Raw genomic sequence first — 17,092 nt, 5'->3', positions numbered from 1 at the left:
GGGGGGCGCCGCCCGGCGCCCCACCACGGTGTTTCGCGATACCGCCCGATACGCAAGGAGGCAAGCCATGAAAACCTTCCTTCCCGTCGCGCTGGCGCTGCTGGCAGGCTGCGGCCTCGACAACAGGTCGCCGGCCGCGCCTCGGGAACCGCTGGAGAGCGCGATGATCGTCGGCAGCGCGCAATCCCCGGACCCGGTGCTGGACAGGGTCAGGGAACTGGAAAAAAGCGGCGTGGTGAAGGACGTCGTGGTGCAGGAGTCCTTCCCCGTGCAGATCCGACTGCGCGCGCCCAGGAAAGTGATCGACGAGCTCAACGCCATGCCCCGGACCGGCGGCGTGCGCTAGCTTCCGGACCGGCAAACCGCCGCGCTCTCGTCCCGGTGACGCGCCTCAGGGCTTGGCCCGGGCGAAGCTGCCCTTGAAGTCCGGGGCGGCGATACGGCCGCGGTCCGGCCCGTCGAAGGTCAGCACGAGGTCGTGCGAGGTGATGAAGAACCGCCCCGGCGCTTGCGCGTACATCGGCTCGACGACGCCTTTCCACAGCTCCAGGGCCAGGCCGCCATCGCGCCGGTGGATTTCGAAGCCGCCGACGCCTTCGATCTCGAACGAACCCGCGTAGCGCGCCAGCTGATCCGCAGCGAGGTCGACGGCGGCACGCTTGACCGGATGCAGGTCCGGCCAGCCGTAGACCACCGCGACGGCGCGGGCGATCTTCTGGCCGAGCTCGTAGCCCTGATCGCCGTTGGTCAGCACCACGACGCCGTCCCCGCTCGCCGGATAGCCCAGCAGCGTGGCCTTGTAGCCCGCGTTGGAGCCGTCGTGATAGAAGTACGGCGCCTTCGCCGAGCCGAGAATGCTGACGCCCAGGCCGTAGTCGCCCTTCACCCGCGTCGTCATCAGGCGCCCCATGTCGGCTGTCAGCACGCGCCCTTGCCGCCCGCTCGCCGCGCGCTGCAGCTCGATGGCGAATCGCGCCAGGTCCTCGGCGGTCGTCCACAGCCCCGCCGCAGCCATCTCCGGATAGGTATGCGGGCCTCCGGGGATCGGAGCGCCGGCGCCATCGTGCGGCCAGGCCGCGTGCGCCAGGCGCGAGGCCTGCAACGGCTGCTGCTCGGTACTGCGCGACATGCCCAGCGGCGCCAGCACGGTCTTGCGCACCAGCTCCGCGAACGGCGCACCGGTGGCATCCACCATCAGCTGCTGCGCGATGCTGTATCCGCCGCCCGAATACGCATACTCGTGCCCCACGGGCCGATCCACCACGACGGGCTTGGAGTTGGCGGGAGCGACGCCGCCGAGCACTTGCGGCAGCGTCGGCACCGCCTCGCCGGCCGCGTATCCGGCGAAGCCATGGACCGTCGTTCCCGCCGTATGCGAGAGCAGCGCGCGCAGCGTCACCGGCGTGCGCCCGGTGTAAGGGTTCGACGGAATTTTCCAGGTCTTCAGGATCGCATCGGCGTCGCCGTCCAGCGACAGGCGCCCTTCCTGCACCAGGCGCAAGGCCGTCATCGCCGCGATCGGCTTGCTCACCGAACCGGCCTGGAACAGCGTCCGGGCGGTCACCGGTTCTCCTCCCTCCCGCGTGAGGCCGAATCCCTTCGCCCAATCGACCTTGCCTTGGCGAATCACGGCGATCGCCACGCCGGGCACGTGCAGGGCCTGCATGGTCTCGACCAGGCCGCTGCGCGCGACCGGGCGGCCTTCGATCTCCACCGCCGGCCCCAGACCGTCGATGACCGCCTGCATGCGCGACTGCGGCGTCTGTCCGGAAGCGTCGGCCGATGCCGCCGGTGCGACGGACGCTGCGCTCAGCGCGACCGCGAGCAGGAATACGCGGGGCAGACGGAACATGCGGCACCATCCATTGGGCGTTCGGAAGAACGCCATGATCCGCGCGCAGGTCCGCTCGAGGATGTGCCGAAAGTGCTCCTGGCGACCGGCGCGCGATGCAGGCGTCGCCGTCGCGCGATTCGGGCGGAAATCGAATTCCATAACCCGAATCGCGATCCGGAAACCGACCCCGACCCCGACTCCGCTCCGCATGCGGGTCGTTTCCATTCGGCATGCGAATGCGCACATGCAGCATGCGTTCTGCACATGCACATGCGATTGGACTTCTTCCAGCCACGCGCTCCGGCCAGGTAGGGGGTTTCTTCACCGGACCGTTACAGCAGTGGGTCGCTCGAAAGCGACTCTCCAATGCACACATCCACAAGACAGGGGAATACCCAATGACGAGATTGAACGCCCTCACCAGACAGCTCCTGCTCGCTTCCGCCCTCTGCGCCACCACCTCGCTTGCCGGGGCGGCGACGTCGCAGCCCGGAACCGCCGCGCCGTCTGCGGAGCTCGCCTCGCTGCGGCGTAGCGAAAGCCTTCTGAACGCGCTGCCGACAGACTGGGAAAGCCGCGTGAAAGGCACCTCCGCGCGCCTGGGGATTCCGGAATCGCCATGGTCGAACATCGCCCGCAAGGCGATCGATCCCGACGACTACAGCTGCCAGGACACCGATCTCTCCTTGTGGGTGGACGGCCTGGACATCAGCGACCTGCGCTCGGCTTTGCTCGGCATCGCAGGGGAACTGGGCGGCAACTTTGCCAATGCCGTGCTGGATTTCCCGCAGTACGACGCCCTGCTCTTCGGCGAGGAATCGCGCGACAACCGCTTCGGCCGCAACGGCGAGTACACCCAGGTGCTCAATGCGGAAATGCGCGATCTGAAGCGCTTCTGGAACATCGATTCGGCCGGCATCCAGCTGCTGCCCTTCCACGGCGCCGACGTGTTCGGCAGCGTCGACCGCCTGCAGCGGCTGATCGAGGCGCTGTACGGAGTCGACGCATCGGTGGCGCGGCCGGCCGCGGAGATCGTCTACGAGCAGATCCATGCCTATCCCTCGCTCCAGGGCGGCGACCATCCGCTGTTCACCTTCAACGCTTTCGCCTTCACCCCTCCGACGGGGCTGGAAGCGCTGGGGGACCGCATCATCATGGGCGACGGCATCCTGCAGGGCATGGAGGCGGTCGGACTCGGCGCGGTGGCGCCGCGCGCGATCCTCGGCCACGAGTTCGGCCATCACGTGCAGTACGACAACGACCTGTTCGAGTCGGACCTGGCCGGCGCGGAAGCCACCCGCCGCACCGAACTGATGGCCGACGCCTTCAGCACCTACTTCCTCACCCACAAGCGCGGCGCCACCTTGAACGCCAAGCGCCTGCTGCCCTCGCTGCAGTCCTTCTACCAGATCGGCGACTGCAACTTCAGTTCCTCCGGCCACCACGGCACGCCGAATCAGCGCCTGAATTCCTCGGTGTGGGGATCGGACCTGGCCGCGAGCGCGCAGAAGAAGGGACACATCCTGCCGTCCCTGACCGTCGCCGAACTGTTCGAGCGTGAGCTGCCGATCCTGGTGCGGCCGGACGCCGATTGAACGACGGCCGAAACGTCGCCTCTCTCATTGGGTTCCCGGCATCGGGAACCCTTTTTTACGGCGAAACCGCGCCGCCACAACGGCGGCGCCGGGCCGGCCGCCGGCCGTCGCCGTACTGCAGGCGCGCGGCCAGTCGCTCTTCGCAGATCGCCGGCGCTTCGCGCGAGGGCATCGCGCGCGGCCGGATCAGAATCCGATGCCCGGCGTGAGTTTCAGCAGTCGCGCATTGCCGCCGTCCTCCAGCAGCCAGAGCGCGCCGTCCGGCCCCTGCTCCACTTCGCGGATGCGCTGCCCCATCGGGTAGCGCGTGGCCTCGCGCGCCCACGGCGCGCCGCCGGCGACGCCGAGCTTGACGCGCACCAGCGACTGCGCGGCCAGGCCGCCGATGAAACCGTCGCCGTGGAAGAACGGAAACATCCGCCCGGTGTAGATGACGAAGCCCGCCGGCGCGATCACCGGCGTCCACCAGGCTTCGGGCGCGTTGAATTCCGGACGGGTGGGATGGTCGGGAATCGGAGTGCCGTCGTAATGGTCGCCATTGGAGACGATCGGCCAGCCGTAGTTGGCGCCGCGCTCGATCAGGTTCACCTCGTCCCCGCCCATCGGGCCCATCTCGTGCGCCCACAGGCGTCCCTGCGGATCGAAGGCGAGCCCGAGCACGTTGCGATGGCCGAGCGACCAGACCTGCGCGGCCACCCCGCCCTGGGCGACGAAGGGATTGTCGGCGGGGATCGAGCCGTCGGCGTTCAGGCGCAGGATCTTGCCGAGGTTGGACTGCAGGTCCTGGGCCGGATCGAACTTCTGCCGCTCGCCGGAACTGATCCACAGCTTGCCGTCGCGGCCGAAGGCGATGCGGTGGCTGTAGTGGTTCTCGCCGGTGACCTTCAATTGCCGCCAGACCACCTGCACGCCGGACAGGCTGCCGCCGCCGGCCGGGTTCAGGTGCAGCACCGCGCGCGCCACCGCGGCGCCGCGGGTGCCGTTCTCGCCCTGTTCGGCGTAGCTGAAATACACCAGCCCGTTGCCGGCGAACTGCGGATGCAGCACCACATCGCCGAACCCGCCCTGCCCGCCGTAGGCCACGGCCGGCACGCCGGTGATCTCGCTGGTCTGCTTGCGGGCGACGTCGAACAGCTTCAATCGGCCCTGTTTCTCGGTCACCAGCAGGCGCCCGTCGGGCAGGAAGGTCATGGCCCAGGGTTCGTCGAAGCGCGCGTACTCGGTGCGCACGAACAGCCGCAGCGGCGGCAGGTTGCCGCCGGTGTATCGCTGCGTCGTAGCCAGGGGCCGGGCGGCTGGCGCGCTGGCAGGCGGCTTCGGGGCGCCATCGCCCCACTTCACCACCAGGCCGCTCTTCTCGGTCAGGCTGGCGCTGTCACACGCGGCCAGGCAGGCACAGGCGACGATCGCGATCGACAGGAAGGCGCGCATCACGAAACTCCCGCGGGGGCGAAAGCCCGTTGTACCCCAAGCCGGTGAAGGAAGCTGTGATCGCCTGCCGCGATACGCGCGCGGCTACATCGACTTCGCCGCGCGCATCGCCATCACGCGGTCGGGCGCGGCGAAGCTGTCGCTGCGCGCCACCGACCAGAACTCCTTGAACACGGCATGCTCGGGAATGCCCTTGAGCAGCTCGCCCGGCTCCAGGAACCGGTACAGCGAGCCCAGCGAGCGCACCTCGGTCGGCGAGACCCGGCGCAGGATGTGCTCCGGGCCGAGCTCGCCCGGGTGCGCGAGGCCGGCCGCGCACAGCAGGTCGCGCAGCGCGCGCAGCGTGTTGTCGTGGAACTGGTGCACGCGCGCGGTCTTGTCGCCGGTATCGAGCTTGCGCCAGCGCGTCGGGTTCTGCGTGGCGATGCCGGTGGGACAGCGGTCGGTGTGGCAGCTCAGCGACTGGATGCAGCCGAGCGCGAACATGAAGCCGCGCGCGGCATTGCACCAGTCCGCGCCCATCGCCAGCGTGCGCGCGATGTCGAAGGCGCTGGTGATCTTGCCGGCGGCGCCGATGCGGATCCTGTCGCGCAGGTCGAGCCCCACGAGGGTGTTGTGCACCAGCATCAGCGCCTCGTGCATCGGCACGCCGATGTGGTCGACGAATTCGGCCGGCGCCGCGCCGGTCCCGCCCTCGGCGCCGTCGACGACGATGAAATCGGGCAGCACGCCGGTCTCGCGCATGGCCTTGGCCACGCCGAACCACTCCCAGGGATGGCCGATGGCGAGCTTGAAGCCGGTCGGCTTGCCGCCGGAGAGCTCGCGCAGCCGCGCCACGAACGCCAGCAGCTCGGTCGGCGTGGAGAACGCCGTGTGCCGCGCCGGCGAAACGCAATCCTGGCCGATCGGCACGCCGCGCGTGGCCGCGATCTCCGGGCTGACCTTGGCCGCCGGCAGCACGCCGCCGTGGCCGGGCTTGGCGCCCTGGGACAGCTTGATCTCGACCATCTTTACCTGCGGGTCGCGGGCGTTGGCGACGAAGCGCTCCTCGTCGAAGCGGCCGGCCTCGTCGCGGCAACCGAAGTAGCCCGAGCCGATCTCCCAGACGATGTCGCCGCCGTTCTCGCGGTGGTAGGGCGAAATCGAGCCCTCGCCGGTGTCGTGATAGAAGCCGCCGCGCTTGGCGCCGGCGTTGAGCGCGCGGATGGCGTTGGCCGACAGCGAGCCGAAGCTCATCGCCGAGATATTGAAGACGCTGGCCTCGTAGGCCTGCGCGGCGCTTTCGCCGATGCGCACGCGGAAGTCGTGCGAGGCGATCTCGGTGGGCGCCAGCGAATGGTTGATCCATTCGTAGTCCATGCCGTACACGTCCTGCTCGGTGCCGAAGGGCACCACGTCGGAGACGTGCTTGGCTCGCTGGTACACCAGCGAGCGCTGCTGACGCGAGAACGGCGCCTCCTGGGTGTCGCTCTGCACGAAATACTGGCGCATCTCCGGGCCGATCGATTCCAGGAAATAGCGGAAGTGCGCCAGCAGCGGATAGTTGCGGCGCAGGGTGCTGCGCGTCTGCAGCAGGTCCCAGCTGCCGAGCAGCGACAGCGCCGCGAACGCGCCGGCGCCCCACCACCAGCCCGGGTGCCGCAGGGCCAGCACGGTGCAGAGGGCGGCCAGCAGCAGGCACAGGACATAAGCCAGATAACGCGACATGCTGTCTCCTCAACCGCCCTCGGGCGCACCCGCGCCTTCGCCGGGCGGCGGAAAGCGGAAACCCGGCGGATAGGCATGATACCCGTCGAAATCGGGCTTCCCCACCGGCAGCCCGAGCGCGCGCAGGACGGCGTAGGCCATCGACAGGTGGAAAAAGAAATTGGGCATCGCGTAACGCAGTGCGTACTCCGCCGCCGGCAACGCCAGCGACGCGGTTCCCGCTTCGTCGCGTACCACACCGTCGGCCCCTTCGATCGCCTGTCGCGGCAGCGCCCGCAAGGCCTGCGCCGTCTCCTGCGCCAGCACGCGCAGGCCGGCGAGGGTGGGCGGCGGCTCGCCGAGCGCCGGCAGCTCGCGCCCGGCGAGAGGATGGACGGCACGCAGCGCGAAGCCGCAGGCGCTGCGCACCTGTTCGGCGAAGGAGAACATGTCCTCGGCAAGCCGCGCCCGGAGCAGGCGCTCCTGCGGCACGCGCGCCTGGCCGCCCTGCCCCACATGTCGCTCGGCCAGCGCCAGCAGCCCGTCCAACCGCGACAGGTAATGCAGCAGCACCGGCACGGTGGCCTCGGACAACGACATGCTCATGCGGGACGTGGCGGCGGCTCGGTCGCGTCGTTCAATCGTGGCTGGAGCGGAGAATGCTTGGTGCCCGGAGTCGGGATCGAACCGACATGGCCTTGCGGCCGAGGGATTTTAAGTCCCTTGCGTCTACCAGTTTCGCCATCCGGGCATGGCGATAGTTTGCCGGACCGGGGGAATGAAATCAAAGACTTAGAGCGGACCATGCCTTGCCAAGGCAAATTTCACCGTAGCGCGATCATGCGTCCCCGGCCAACCGTGCCGGTGCCCTGCGGACATCGTCTGCCACGTTACATCTCGCGCATGTCCAAAGGCCTGTGTGCCGGGCAGTAGCGGCATTGCGCGCAGTGGACCGGGCCGCACCACTTAACCCGTCTTTCACACCACGGTGGTTAGCCTCCAGCCAGCCATTCAGGGACGACCCCATGAGGATCAGATCGTGCGCCCCGCTCTTTCTTATGTTGCTCGCATTGACAGCCTGCAACGAAGGCAATGGCGCGCCACAGCCGCCCTCCTCGCCGGAGAAGCCCGCCGACGCGCCGGCCAAGGCGGAGCCTGAGGCCGCCCCGGCGGCGCCCGCGACCGTTTCAGGCGGATTCGAAAGCGCGAAAGCAGACTTCGATGCAAACGGGCAACTGCAGGCCGCCGTCGGCGATGTTGGGATAAGAATCACTGCGAGCGAATGCGAGCCGCTGATGCCGACGCTCGTCACCTGCGAAAACGGAGCGGAAGTCCACATCGACGGGCCGGCGGGAAAACCCGAACAGACGTTTCGCCTCCCCTCGCTCTACCTCAACCCGCAAGCCACCGTCTATCGCGGCAAGGCCGATGGCGGCTACAAAAAGGACGGCTATTCCATCATCGTCTCGGATCTCAACGGCGATGGGCGGGAAGACCTTGCCTTCTGGACTGGACGGCAGGGGGCTTATGGCGGTCCATCGTTCGACATCTACCTCGACGCCCCGGATGGCAAGGCCTTCGCACCCAACCGAGCGCTTTCCGACCTGACGGTCGGGCACAACGGGATGTTCACCGTTGCCGACGGAAAGATCGTCGCCACGACCAAGAGCGGATGCTGCGAGCACACCTCCGAAACCTATGAAATCGATCACGACAAGCCGAAACTCGTCGAGACCGTCACCGAACGCTCGGCCAGCGACGGCGCGCCACCGACCCGTACGATCGAGAGGCTGATCGACGGAAAAATGCAGAAGGTCCAGCAATAAGGCCTCGCCGCCGGCAAGGCGCGAACAGACATCCACTACACCAAGGAAAGGCACATGAGCGCATATGGACTGACCAGGGAGCAAAGCACGGAACTCATCGTCAAGACCGCGCTTGAATACGGGATCACGGACAAACGGCAGATTGCCTACATGCTCGCGTCCGCCCAGCACGAAACCGACAACTTCAACACATCCCGCGAATACGGAACCACCAAGACGGCCATCAACAACGGCTATAGCGGTGGCGCCGAGTACTACGGGCGCGGATATGTCCAGACCACGCATGATTACAACTACGCGAAGATGGATCGCGAGCTTGGCCTGAACGGAAAGCTGGTCGCCAATCCCGACCTCGCCGCAACGGATCCGCAACTCGGCGCGCAACTGCTGGTCGTCGGAATGGCGCGCGGACTCTATACTGGCGTCGGCATCGAAAAGTACGTCGGTGGCGACAAGGCCGATTACACCAATGCCCGCAGGACGGTGAATGGCGTCGACAAGGCCGACCTGATCGCCGGATATGCCGCCGATTGGGAAACCAAGGTCCCAGGGATCATGGAAAAGGTGAATGCCGCCGGCATCACTTCCCGCCCGTTGCCCGGGGGACCGTTGGAAGACGGCGACCTCAAGCCGAAGGAAAAGGGAATCGAGGTCCAGAACCTCCAGGTGGCGCTGGACAAGCTCGGCTACAAGGGGCCCGACAACAATCCGATCGGAACCGACGGAAAATACGGGACGCGTACCGAACATGCCGTCTCCAGTTTCCAATCCGACCATGGCATTGTCCCGACCGGCATAGCGGACGCGGCCACGCTGAAAGCGATCGATACGGCTGCGAACCCGCGCATAGACCCCTCGCTGTCCAATTCCTTCGGCGCCCCGTTCCAGACGAATCCCGTTACGCCCTCGACCAATGGCGCGGGAGGCTCTCCGGAGCCTCCGCGGACCGGCGCGACCTCGACACCTGGAGCGAACGCCACCGCTCCCGACAATCCCGCGGCTTCCCAGAATGGCGGAAGCGGACCACCCGCTGCATCGCAAGGCAGTCCGGCGAGCGCGCAGCCAAGCCCCGCCGCAACGCCCCCCGGGACGCCCGCGGCTACGCGCTCCGTCACTCCCATGGACGCCGGCGATCCACGCAATCCCGCCAGTCCGGACCATGAAATGTACAAACAGGTCCGTTCGGGAGTGGAAAAGCTGGACACGCAGAACGGCAAACCCTTCGATGCGGCCAGCGAACGCACCACGATGAGCCTGCTGGCGCTGGCAAAGGAAAAAGGATTCACCCAGGTGGACGAGGTCGTCCCCAGCGCCAGGAACGGGAACACGGAAGCCGGCGAACGACTGTTTATCGTGCAAGGCAACCGGTCTGACCCTGCGATGGTCCGGGCGGACATCACGGCTGCGGAGGCGACGAAGACGCCGGTGGAACAGTCGCAGCAGAAACTCGAGACCCTCAATCAGCAGACGGCGCAGCAACAGGCGCCCGCACAGCAGGAAGCGGTCGCGCGCGGCTCCGAGGATCCATCCAGGAGCATGCCGATGCGGTAAGCATCCAAGGCCGGGAGTCCGGCGCGGCATCATTGACGGCCAAACCGGCATCTTCCGGCTAGCTAGATGGAGACATGCCCATGAATATCCGGCTGCGCGGTCTCTGCGCCGCGCTTCTCGCACTCGCCTGCCCACCGCTCGCAGCGGCCGCGCCGGCGGCGAAGCCGGAGCTGCGCCTGTGGCGCCTGGACTGCGGCGAGCTGTGGACCTACAACCTGGACGAGATGTCCGATACGCGCGCCTATGTCGGCCGCAGCAAGTACTTCGTCGGCAGCTGCTACCTGATCCGGCACGGCGAGCAGTACCTGCTCTGGGACACCGGCCTGTCGCGCGAGTACCTGCACAAGCCGTTCGCGCGCGGCAAGGAGGATGCGAACACGCTGGCGACCACCGTGGTCGATCAGCTGGCGAAGATCGGCGTCGCGCCGGCGCAGGTCTCGCTGGTCGGCATCAGCCATTACCATTTCGACCATATCGGCCAGGCGGCGGACTTTCCGCAGGCCAGACTGCTGATCGGCCGCAAGGATGTCGAGACGCTGGGCCGGCCGGGCCAGGAATGGCGCGCGAAGCTGCTCGCCCCGTGGCTGGGCAAGCAGGCGAAGATCGAGAAGATCGACGGCGACCACGACGTGTTCGGCGACGGCAGCGTGGTCATGCTCGACCTGCCCGGGCACACGCCCGGCCACCACGGCCTGCTGGTGCAGTTGCCCGGGCGCGGCCCGGTGCTGCTGTCGGGCGACGTGGTGCATTTCCGCGAGAACATGGAATCGCAGGGCGTGCCCTCGTTCAACACCGACCGCGCGCAGTCGCTGGCCTCGATGGACCGCTTCGCCAGGCTCGCGCGCAATCTGAACGCGACATTGATCATCCAGCACGAGGAACTGGACGTGCCCAAGCTGCCGGCGTTTCCGCAAGCGGCCGAATGAGCCGCTGCACGGCGGGAGCCGTGCCGCTGCGACGAGCAGGGAGGGAGTCCGAATTGCGCGCGGCGCACGACGCGGCGCCGGAATTCGCTGTTTATATGGAGGCCTGGGTCGGAATCGAACCGGCGTACGCGGATTTGCAGTCCGCTGCATGACCACTCTGCCACCAGGCCGGTGACGACGCGCCGAGGCTGGCGCATCCGGGCGGCGTTTTCAAGCGCCCGACAAAGCAAAACCCCGGATGCCGGGGCTTTCCAGACGAGGCGCGTACGCGTGGTACGTCCTCGTGCTTCTTGATTCTGGAGCGGGAAACGAGACTCGAACTCGCGACCCCGACCTTGGCAAGGTCGTGCTCTACCAACTGAGCTATTCCCGCGGAGGAGGCGAGATTTTACCGTCAGATGTCGGCGTGTCAACAGCAACCCCCTCTCCCGCGCGCAGGACCGGCCACGCCGCCTGCAAATAGGCGTACCCGGAGACCAGCGTCAGGATCGCGGCGATGGCCAGCAGCCAGTCGCCGATATGGAAGATCAGGGTGCCCAGGAACAGGTCGGGCTCCGGCTGCCGCGCCGGCGAAACGGCATAGAGCAGGCACAGCAGGGCCAGCATCTGCGCCACGGTCTTGACCTTGCCGATGAAGGCCACCTTGACCCGGGCGCGCTGGCCGAGCTCGGCCATCCACTCGCGCAGCGCCGAGACCGCGATCTCGCGCCCGACGATCACCGCCGCCCACAGCGCCATCCACGCGGTCGGGTGGCCCTGCACGATCAGGAACAGGGCGGTGGCGACCATCAGCTTGTCGGCCACCGGGTCCAGGAAGGCGCCGAAGGCCGAGTACTGGTGGTAGCGGCGGGCGATCCAGCCGTCGAGCCAGTCGGTGAGCGAGGCCACCGCGAAGATCGCCGCGGCGGCGAAGTTGGTCCACTTGTAGGGCAGGTAGAACACCAGCATCAGCACCGGGATCATCACGATGCGCAGCAGCGTCAGCCAGGTGGGAACGGTCAGCTTCATCCGGGATCTGTTCTGGGGCGGTGCCGGGGCATCTTAGTGCAGGGATGGGGACGAGGAGTGATGAATGGAAGGGGCCGTCACCCGATTGTCCGGCATGGAGGGTCCCGGCCCGGACGCTACGGGCGCAAGCCCGCCCCCGTGAAGTGTCGTCCTGCCGGCCATCCATGGCCGGGCGTTCGGGTCCGCAGTCGATGCCGATAGGGCATTAGATCCGCTTCGAGCGAGATTCCGCCGCCATCCCTGGCGCAACGATCGAGGCTTTCGGATCGTCCTGNGGCATCTTAGTGCAGGGATGGGGACGAGGAGTGATGAATGGAAGGGGCCGTCACCCGATTGTCCGGCATGGAGGGTCCCGGCCCGGACGCTACGGGCGCAAGCCCGCCCCCGTGAAGTGTCGTCCTGCCGGCCATCCATGGCCGGGCGTTCGGGTCCGCAGTCGATGCCGATAGGGCATCGACTGCGGACCCTCACCCATGCAGCGTCTGGTAAATCCGCTCCGCCAGCGCGGCGTTGATGCCCTCGACCTGGGCGATCTCGTCCACCGCCGCCTTCTTCAGGCCGCCCAGGCCGCCGAAATGCTTGAGCAGGCTGGCGCGGCGGCGCGGGCCGATGCCGGGGATGTCCTCCAGGCGGCTGACGTTGCGCGCCTTCTGCCGCCGCCCGCGATGGCCGGTGATGGCGAAGCGGTGCGCCTCGTCGCGCACCTGCTGGATCAGCTGCAGGCCCGGCGAGGCCGCGCCCGGGTGCAGCTCGCGGCCGTCGGGCAACAGCAGGGTCTCGTGGCCCGCCCGGCGCGCCTCGCCCTTGGCCACGCCCACCAGCAGGACGCCGGCGATGCCGAAATCGGTCAGCACCTCCCGGGCCTGCGCCACCTGCCCCGCGCCGCCGTCGATCAGCAGCACGTCGGGCAGGACGCCCGCGCTTTCGCGGGCGCCCTCCTCGCCTTCCGCCCCGGGGGCCTCCTGCTGCTCCACCGCGCGCCGGAAACGCCGTTCCAGCGCCTGCTTCATGGCGGCATAGTCGTCGCCCGGCTCGATCCCGGCGATGTTGTAGCGCCGGTACTGGCTGCGCACCGGGCCCTGCGCGTCGAACACCACGCACGAGGCCACCGTGGCCTCGCCCATGGTGTGGCTGATGTCGAAGCACTCGATGCGCTGCGGCAGCTCCTCCAGGCCGAGCAGGTCGCGCAGCGACTCGGCGCGGGCGCGCTGCGCGGCCTGGCTGCCGAGCTCGGTGGCCAGCGTCATCTCGGCGTTGCGCCGGGCCAGGTCCAGGTACCCCGCCCGCTCGCCGCGCACGCTGGTCTTGATCGCCACGCGGCGGCCGGCGACGGTGCTGAAGACGTCCTGCAGCAGTTCGACATCGTCGATCTCGCGATCCAGCACGATCTCGCGCGGCGGCGTCTGCTCGGCGTAGTACTGCGAGACGAACGCGGCCAGCACCTCGGCCGGGTTGTCGCTGCCGTTGGTCTTGGGGAAGAAGGCGCGCGTGCCGAGGTTGCGGCCGTCGCGGAAGGCCAGCAGCAGCACGCAGGCGTGCGTGCCCTGCATGGCGCAGGCCAGCACGTCGAGGTCGGCGGCGTTGCCGTCGACGTACTGGCGCGCCTGCAGCCGGCGGATGGCCGCGATCAGGTCGCGCAGGCGGCCGGCCTCCTCGAAGTCCAGGCGCTCGCTGGCCGCCTCCATCGTCCGCAGCAGCTCCTCGCCCAGCTCGTCGCTGCGCCCGTCCAGGAACAGGCCCACCCGGCGCACCGCCTCGGCGTAGTCGCGCGCCTGCACCAGGCCGACGCAGGGCGCGCTGCAGCGCCCGATCTGGTACTGCAGGCAGGGCCGCGAACGGTTGCGGAACACGCTGTCCTCGCAGCTGCGCAGCCGGAACAGCTTGTGCATCAGGTTGAGCGTCTCGCGCACCGCGCCGACGCTGGGATACGGGCCGAAGTAGCGCCCGGGGATGGCGCGCGCGCCGCGGTGCAGGGCCAGGCGCGGCCAGGCCTCCTGGGTGAGCAGCACGTAGGGATAGCTCTTGTCGTCGCGCAGCATCACGTTGTAGCGCGGCTTGAGCGACTTGATGAGCTGGTTTTCCAGCAGCAGCGCCTCGCTCTCGCTGCGCGTGACGGTGATGTCCATGCGCGCGACCTGCGCCAGCATGGCCATGGTGCGGGTGGCCTTGGGCGTGGCGTTGAAATAGCTGCCCACGCGCTTGCGCAGCTCGCGCGCCTTGCCCACGTACAGCACGCTGTCGTCGGCGGCGAACATGCGGTACACGCCCGGCGCGGTGCTCAGCCCGCGCGCGAACGCCTTGCCGTCGAAGGGGTGCAGCTTTTCGGTCATTCGCCGATCGGGACGTGGCGCGCGGTGGCGTCCTGCAAATCCAGCCGCAACACGGCATGGGCGTCGGTGTCGGAGATCCAGACCGCGCCGTCGGCCACCGCCAGCCCGGCCGGCGCATGCAGGCGGTGCGGCAGCGAGGTCGTGGCCAGCTGGCCGCCGCCCAGGCGCAGCGAACGCAGGGCGTCGTTGCCGCTGTCGGCGATCCACAGCACCGGCGCGTCGGGCGCCAGCGCGATGGCCTGCGGATGCTGCAGCCGCCCCTCGCCGCGCGCGCCGTCGACGTGGCCGTGTTCCCAGGGCCCCTGCCCCAGCAGGGTGCTGACCTGGCCGCTGCGGGTATTGACGCTGCGGATCGCCGAGCCGGCGCCGTCGCACACGTACAGCAGCTGCTGCACCGCGGCCAGCGCGACCGGTTCGGCGAACGCGGCCGCGCTGCCGACGCCGTCGATCACGTCCAGCCGGCCCGAACCCGCCAGCAGGCGGATCTCGCGTCGCCCGAGGTCCAGCGACCAGATGCGGTTGTCGCCGGCGGTGGCGATGTGCATGGTGCCCGTGGCGTCGATGGCGATGGCGCGCGGCTGGTCGAGCGCGACGCGGCGCGGATCGGCGATCACGCCCGGCTGCGGCTGCCCGGGCCGGCCGGCGCCGCAGACGGTATCGACGTCGCCGGTCTGCAGGTCGATGCGGCGCACGGCGTGGTTGCCGCTGTCGGCGACGTACAGGTTGTTGTGGTGCACGCACAGCGCACGCGGCCGGTTGAACGCCGACAGCTCCATGGGGCCGTCGATGAAGCCGGGGCCGCCGCTGCCGAACTGGCGCAGCACCCGCCCGCCCGGATCGCAGGCCAGCACGCGGTGGTGGCCGCTGTCGGCGATGTACAGCGTGCCGCGATCCAGCGCCAGCCCGGCCGGATGGTTCAGCGGCAGCAGCGGTTCGCGCAATTGCCGCAGCTCGAAGGGATCGACTTCGCGCGCGCGCGGCACGACCTCGTTCTGCAGTTCGGTCAGCGCCGCCTCCAGCTCGCGCAGCTGGCCCTCGCCCACCCAGCGCTGGCGCAGCCTGCCGTCGGCGTCGATCAGCACCACCGTCGGCCAGGCTTCGATGCCGTATTGCTGCCACAGCGTCCAGTCGGCGTCGTGGGCGATCGGGAATTCGAGTTTCTGCCGCCGCAGCACCGGCGCGATGCGGGCCGGATCGCGCTCGTTCTCGAAGCGCGGCACGTGCACCGCCACCACGTTGAGGCGGTCGCCGTGGCGCAGGCGCAGGTTGGCCAGGTCGCCCAGGCGCTGCTGGCACCAGGCCGAGCCCGCATTCACGAACGCCAGCGCGCACACCTTGCCGCGCAGCTGCGCCATGCGCAGCGGCTGGGCCAGGTTCAACCATTCGAGGTGGCCCGGGAATTCCGGGGCGATGGCGGCGCTCATAGTCGTGTCCAGCTTCCGGCCTGCGCGCGAACCCGTCAACCGGTCCGGGCGCGCACGGACGCCGTCCCGGCGCGCAGCCGTGCCGCGATCGCCTGCGCGGCCCCGTCCACCTGGCGCCAGACGCGCTCGAAATCGGCCTCCCCGCCGCCATAGGGGTCGGGCACGACACCGGCCTGCCCGGCCCACTCCATGAGCAGCGCGACCTCCGCCCGTCCGCCCGCAGGGCCCATCGCCCTGACATCGCGCAGGTTGGCGTGGTCGGCGCACAGCAGGGCGTCGAAGCGCTCGAAATCGCGGGCCTGCAGCTTGCGCGCGCGCAGGCCGGAAAGGTCGACGCCATGGCGGCGCGCGGCGGCGATGGCGCGCGGGTCCGGCGGTTCGCCGGCGTGCCAGCCGCCGGTACCGGCCGAGTCGATCCGGACCGAGGCCGACAACCCGGCCTCCTCGATGCGCGCGCGCAAGGCCCCCTCGGCCATCGGCGAGCGGCAGATGTTGCCCAGGCACACGACCAGCAGGCGCAGCGGCTCAGTCATCGCCCGCCTCCAGCCTGCGCTGCGCGCGCGCCAGGTCCTCCGGCGTATCCACGCCGCCGGGGAACGGTTCCGGCGTCAGCCCCACGGCGATGCGGAAGCCGGCCTCGAGCACGCGCAGCTGCTCCAGCGATTCGAGCTGCTCGAGCCGGCCCGGCGGCAGGCGGGTGAACCGGCGCAGGAAACCGGCGCGGTAGCCGTAGATGCCGATGTGGCGCAGGCACTCGCCGGGCACCAGCACGCGGCGGTCACGGGCGAAGGCGTCGCGATGCCAGGGGATCGGCGCACGGCTGAAGTACAGGGCATGGCCGGCGTCGTTGCGCACCAGCTTCACCGCGTTGGGATCGAACAGCACGTCCGGGTCGTCGATGGCCTCGGCCAGCGTCGCCATCTCGGCCTCGCCCCGCGCCAGCAGCGCGGCCACGGCGCGGATGCCCGCCGCCGGCGCGAACGGCTCGTCGCCCTGCAGGTTCACCACCAGGGCGTCGTCGTCCCAGCCGGCGATGTCGGCGCATTCGGCCAGGCGGTCGCTGCCGGAGGCATGCGTCCTCGCCGTCATCGCCACGCGCACCCCGGCGCCTTCCAGCGCCTGCGCGATGCGTTCGTCGTCCGCGGCCACCCAGACCTCGCGCGCGCCCGCCGCCAGCGCGCGCCGCGCCACGTGCAGCACGAGCGGCTCGCCGGCCAGCAGGCGCAGCGGCTTGCCCGGCAGGCGCGTGGCGTCGAAACGGGCCGGGATGGCGACGACGAAGTCGGGATCTGAAGTCATGGGGCGTCCTGGAATCGGCGACAAGCCTACCCGGTTTTGCCTGCAGGAAAGATCACGCCCGGCCGCCGGCGGTCTGCGCCCGATCCAACGGCGCCTGGCGCCGCCGCGCATGCCGTCGGGCTTGAAGACAAGGCGGGTTCCATCGGGTTCCGGCCCGCACCGGCACGATGGCGTCGCGCGGC

General features: G+C 69.2%; 14 protein-coding genes and 3 tRNA genes. 5 read left to right on the top strand and 12 right to left on the bottom strand.

Features of this window, described 5'->3' with window-relative positions; genetic code table 11:
* Positions 1-67: 67 nt before the first annotated feature.
* Entirely contained in the window at positions 68-346 is a 279-nt protein-coding gene (locus MD221_RS01815) for a hypothetical protein (protein ID WP_242107385.1), read from the top strand.
* Positions 347-391: 45 nt separating this feature from the next.
* Here the strand turns inward: MD221_RS01815 and MD221_RS01810 are convergent, their stop codons facing one another.
* Complete coding sequence (locus MD221_RS01810) at positions 392-1,993, bottom strand: serine hydrolase (protein ID WP_242107384.1); 1,602 nt, start codon at positions 1,991-1,993, stop codon at positions 392-394.
* 419 nt (positions 1,994-2,412) lie between these two features.
* Between MD221_RS01810 and MD221_RS01805 the strand changes: the two genes are divergently transcribed.
* On the top strand, positions 2,413-3,429 hold the full coding sequence (locus MD221_RS01805) for a hypothetical protein (RefSeq protein ID WP_242107383.1): 1,017 nt from the start codon (positions 2,413-2,415) through the stop codon (positions 3,427-3,429).
* A gap of 186 nt (positions 3,430-3,615) precedes the next feature.
* Here MD221_RS01805 and MD221_RS01800 read toward each other — a convergent pair whose 3' ends face one another.
* The 4 genes from MD221_RS01800 to MD221_RS01785 all read right to left on the bottom strand — a co-directional run bounded on the left by MD221_RS01800 (position 3,616) and on the right by MD221_RS01785 (position 7,297).
* Positions 3,616-4,860: a PQQ-dependent sugar dehydrogenase gene (locus tag MD221_RS01800; protein WP_242107382.1), complete on the bottom strand. Its 1,245-nt coding sequence runs from the start codon at positions 4,858-4,860 to the stop codon at positions 3,616-3,618.
* Between the two features lie 84 nt (positions 4,861-4,944).
* A complete protein-coding gene (locus MD221_RS01795) occupies positions 4,945-6,567 on the bottom strand; it encodes an FMN-binding glutamate synthase family protein (protein ID WP_242107381.1) in 1,623 nt (540 codons plus the stop codon).
* Between the two features lie 9 nt (positions 6,568-6,576).
* Positions 6,577-7,146, bottom strand: coding sequence for a DUF1993 family protein (locus tag MD221_RS01790; RefSeq protein ID WP_242107379.1), 570 nt, complete (start codon positions 7,144-7,146; stop codon positions 6,577-6,579).
* Between the two features lie 64 nt (positions 7,147-7,210).
* Positions 7,211-7,297, bottom strand: a tRNA-Leu gene (locus MD221_RS01785).
* Between the two features lie 274 nt (positions 7,298-7,571).
* Here MD221_RS01785 and MD221_RS01780 point away from each other — a divergent pair.
* The 3 genes from MD221_RS01780 to MD221_RS01770 all read left to right on the top strand — a co-directional run bounded on the left by MD221_RS01780 (position 7,572) and on the right by MD221_RS01770 (position 10,849).
* On the top strand, positions 7,572-8,372 hold the full coding sequence (locus MD221_RS01780; protein ID WP_242107376.1) for an XAC2610-related protein: 801 nt from the start codon (positions 7,572-7,574) through the stop codon (positions 8,370-8,372).
* Between the two features lie 54 nt (positions 8,373-8,426).
* The gene (locus MD221_RS01775; protein ID WP_242107374.1) at positions 8,427-9,923 is read left to right on the top strand and encodes a peptidoglycan-binding domain-containing protein; all 1,497 of its coding nucleotides are present in this window, start codon (positions 8,427-8,429) and stop codon (positions 9,921-9,923) included.
* Between the two features lie 80 nt (positions 9,924-10,003).
* Positions 10,004-10,849, top strand: coding sequence for an N-acyl homoserine lactonase family protein (locus tag MD221_RS01770; RefSeq protein ID WP_242107372.1), 846 nt, complete (start codon positions 10,004-10,006; stop codon positions 10,847-10,849).
* 96 nt (positions 10,850-10,945) lie between these two features.
* Here MD221_RS01770 and MD221_RS01765 read toward each other — a convergent pair.
* The 7 genes from MD221_RS01765 to kdsB form a co-directional block, all read right to left on the bottom strand.
* Positions 10,946-11,019: transfer RNA gene (locus MD221_RS01765), tRNA-Cys, on the bottom strand.
* A 127-nt stretch (positions 11,020-11,146) separates the two neighbouring features.
* A tRNA-Gly gene (locus MD221_RS01760) sits at positions 11,147-11,222 on the bottom strand.
* Positions 11,213-11,857 (bottom strand): CDP-diacylglycerol--glycerol-3-phosphate 3-phosphatidyltransferase, encoded by a 645-nt coding sequence (gene pgsA, locus MD221_RS01755; protein WP_242107370.1) that lies wholly within the window; start codon positions 11,855-11,857, stop codon positions 11,213-11,215. The genes MD221_RS01760 and pgsA overlap by 10 nt, the downstream gene beginning before the upstream one ends.
* 467 nt (positions 11,858-12,324) lie before the next feature.
* Positions 12,325-14,187 carry an excinuclease ABC subunit UvrC gene (gene uvrC, locus MD221_RS01750; RefSeq protein ID WP_242107368.1) on the bottom strand — a complete coding sequence of 621 codons (1,863 nt, stop codon included), beginning with the start codon at positions 14,185-14,187 and terminating at the stop codon, positions 12,325-12,327.
* Positions 14,184-15,611, bottom strand: coding sequence for a redoxin domain-containing protein (locus MD221_RS01745; protein WP_242107366.1), 1,428 nt, complete (start codon positions 15,609-15,611; stop codon positions 14,184-14,186). Before MD221_RS01745 ends, uvrC begins: the two co-directional genes overlap by 4 nt.
* A gap of 35 nt (positions 15,612-15,646) precedes the next feature.
* The gene (locus MD221_RS01740; protein WP_242108559.1) at positions 15,647-16,132 is read right to left on the bottom strand and encodes a low molecular weight protein-tyrosine-phosphatase; all 486 of its coding nucleotides are present in this window, start codon (positions 16,130-16,132) and stop codon (positions 15,647-15,649) included.
* 4 nt (positions 16,133-16,136) lie between these two features.
* Entirely contained in the window at positions 16,137-16,910 is a 774-nt protein-coding gene (gene kdsB / locus MD221_RS01735) for a 3-deoxy-manno-octulosonate cytidylyltransferase (RefSeq protein ID WP_242107363.1), read from the bottom strand.
* Between the last annotated feature and the right edge of the window lie 182 nt (positions 16,911-17,092).

This window comes from Luteimonas aquatica, from assembly GCF_022662575.1.
Classification (GTDB): domain Bacteria; phylum Pseudomonadota; class Gammaproteobacteria; order Xanthomonadales; family Xanthomonadaceae; genus Luteimonas; species Luteimonas aquatica.
Note: the sequence above shows the minus strand (reverse complement) of the source record. Positions and strands in the feature narration are given on the sequence as shown.

Coding starts and splice junctions, on each gene's coding strand:
- MD221_RS01815 (WP_242107385.1), top strand. CDS start 68: ATGAAAACCTTCCTTCCCGTCGCGCTGGCGCTGCTGGCAGGCTGCGGC.
- MD221_RS01810 (WP_242107384.1), bottom strand. CDS start 1,993: ATGGAATTCGATTTCCGCCCGAATCGCGCGACGGCGACGCCTGCATCG.
- MD221_RS01800 (WP_242107382.1), bottom strand. CDS start 4,860: ATGCGCGCCTTCCTGTCGATCGCGATCGTCGCCTGTGCCTGCCTGGCC.
- MD221_RS01795 (WP_242107381.1), bottom strand. CDS start 6,567: ATGTCGCGTTATCTGGCTTATGTCCTGTGCCTGCTGCTGGCCGCCCTC.
- MD221_RS01790 (WP_242107379.1), bottom strand. CDS start 7,146: ATGTCGTTGTCCGAGGCCACCGTGCCGGTGCTGCTGCATTACCTGTCG.
- MD221_RS01780 (WP_242107376.1), top strand. CDS start 7,572: ATGAGGATCAGATCGTGCGCCCCGCTCTTTCTTATGTTGCTCGCATTG.
- MD221_RS01775 (WP_242107374.1), top strand. CDS start 8,427: ATGAGCGCATATGGACTGACCAGGGAGCAAAGCACGGAACTCATCGTC.
- MD221_RS01770 (WP_242107372.1), top strand. CDS start 10,004: ATGAATATCCGGCTGCGCGGTCTCTGCGCCGCGCTTCTCGCACTCGCC.
- pgsA (WP_242107370.1), bottom strand. CDS start 11,857: ATGAAGCTGACCGTTCCCACCTGGCTGACGCTGCTGCGCATCGTGATG.
- uvrC (WP_242107368.1), bottom strand. CDS start 14,187: ATGACCGAAAAGCTGCACCCCTTCGACGGCAAGGCGTTCGCGCGCGGG.
- MD221_RS01745 (WP_242107366.1), bottom strand. CDS start 15,611: ATGAGCGCCGCCATCGCCCCGGAATTCCCGGGCCACCTCGAATGGTTG.
- kdsB (WP_242107363.1), bottom strand. CDS start 16,910: ATGACTTCAGATCCCGACTTCGTCGTCGCCATCCCGGCCCGTTTCGAC.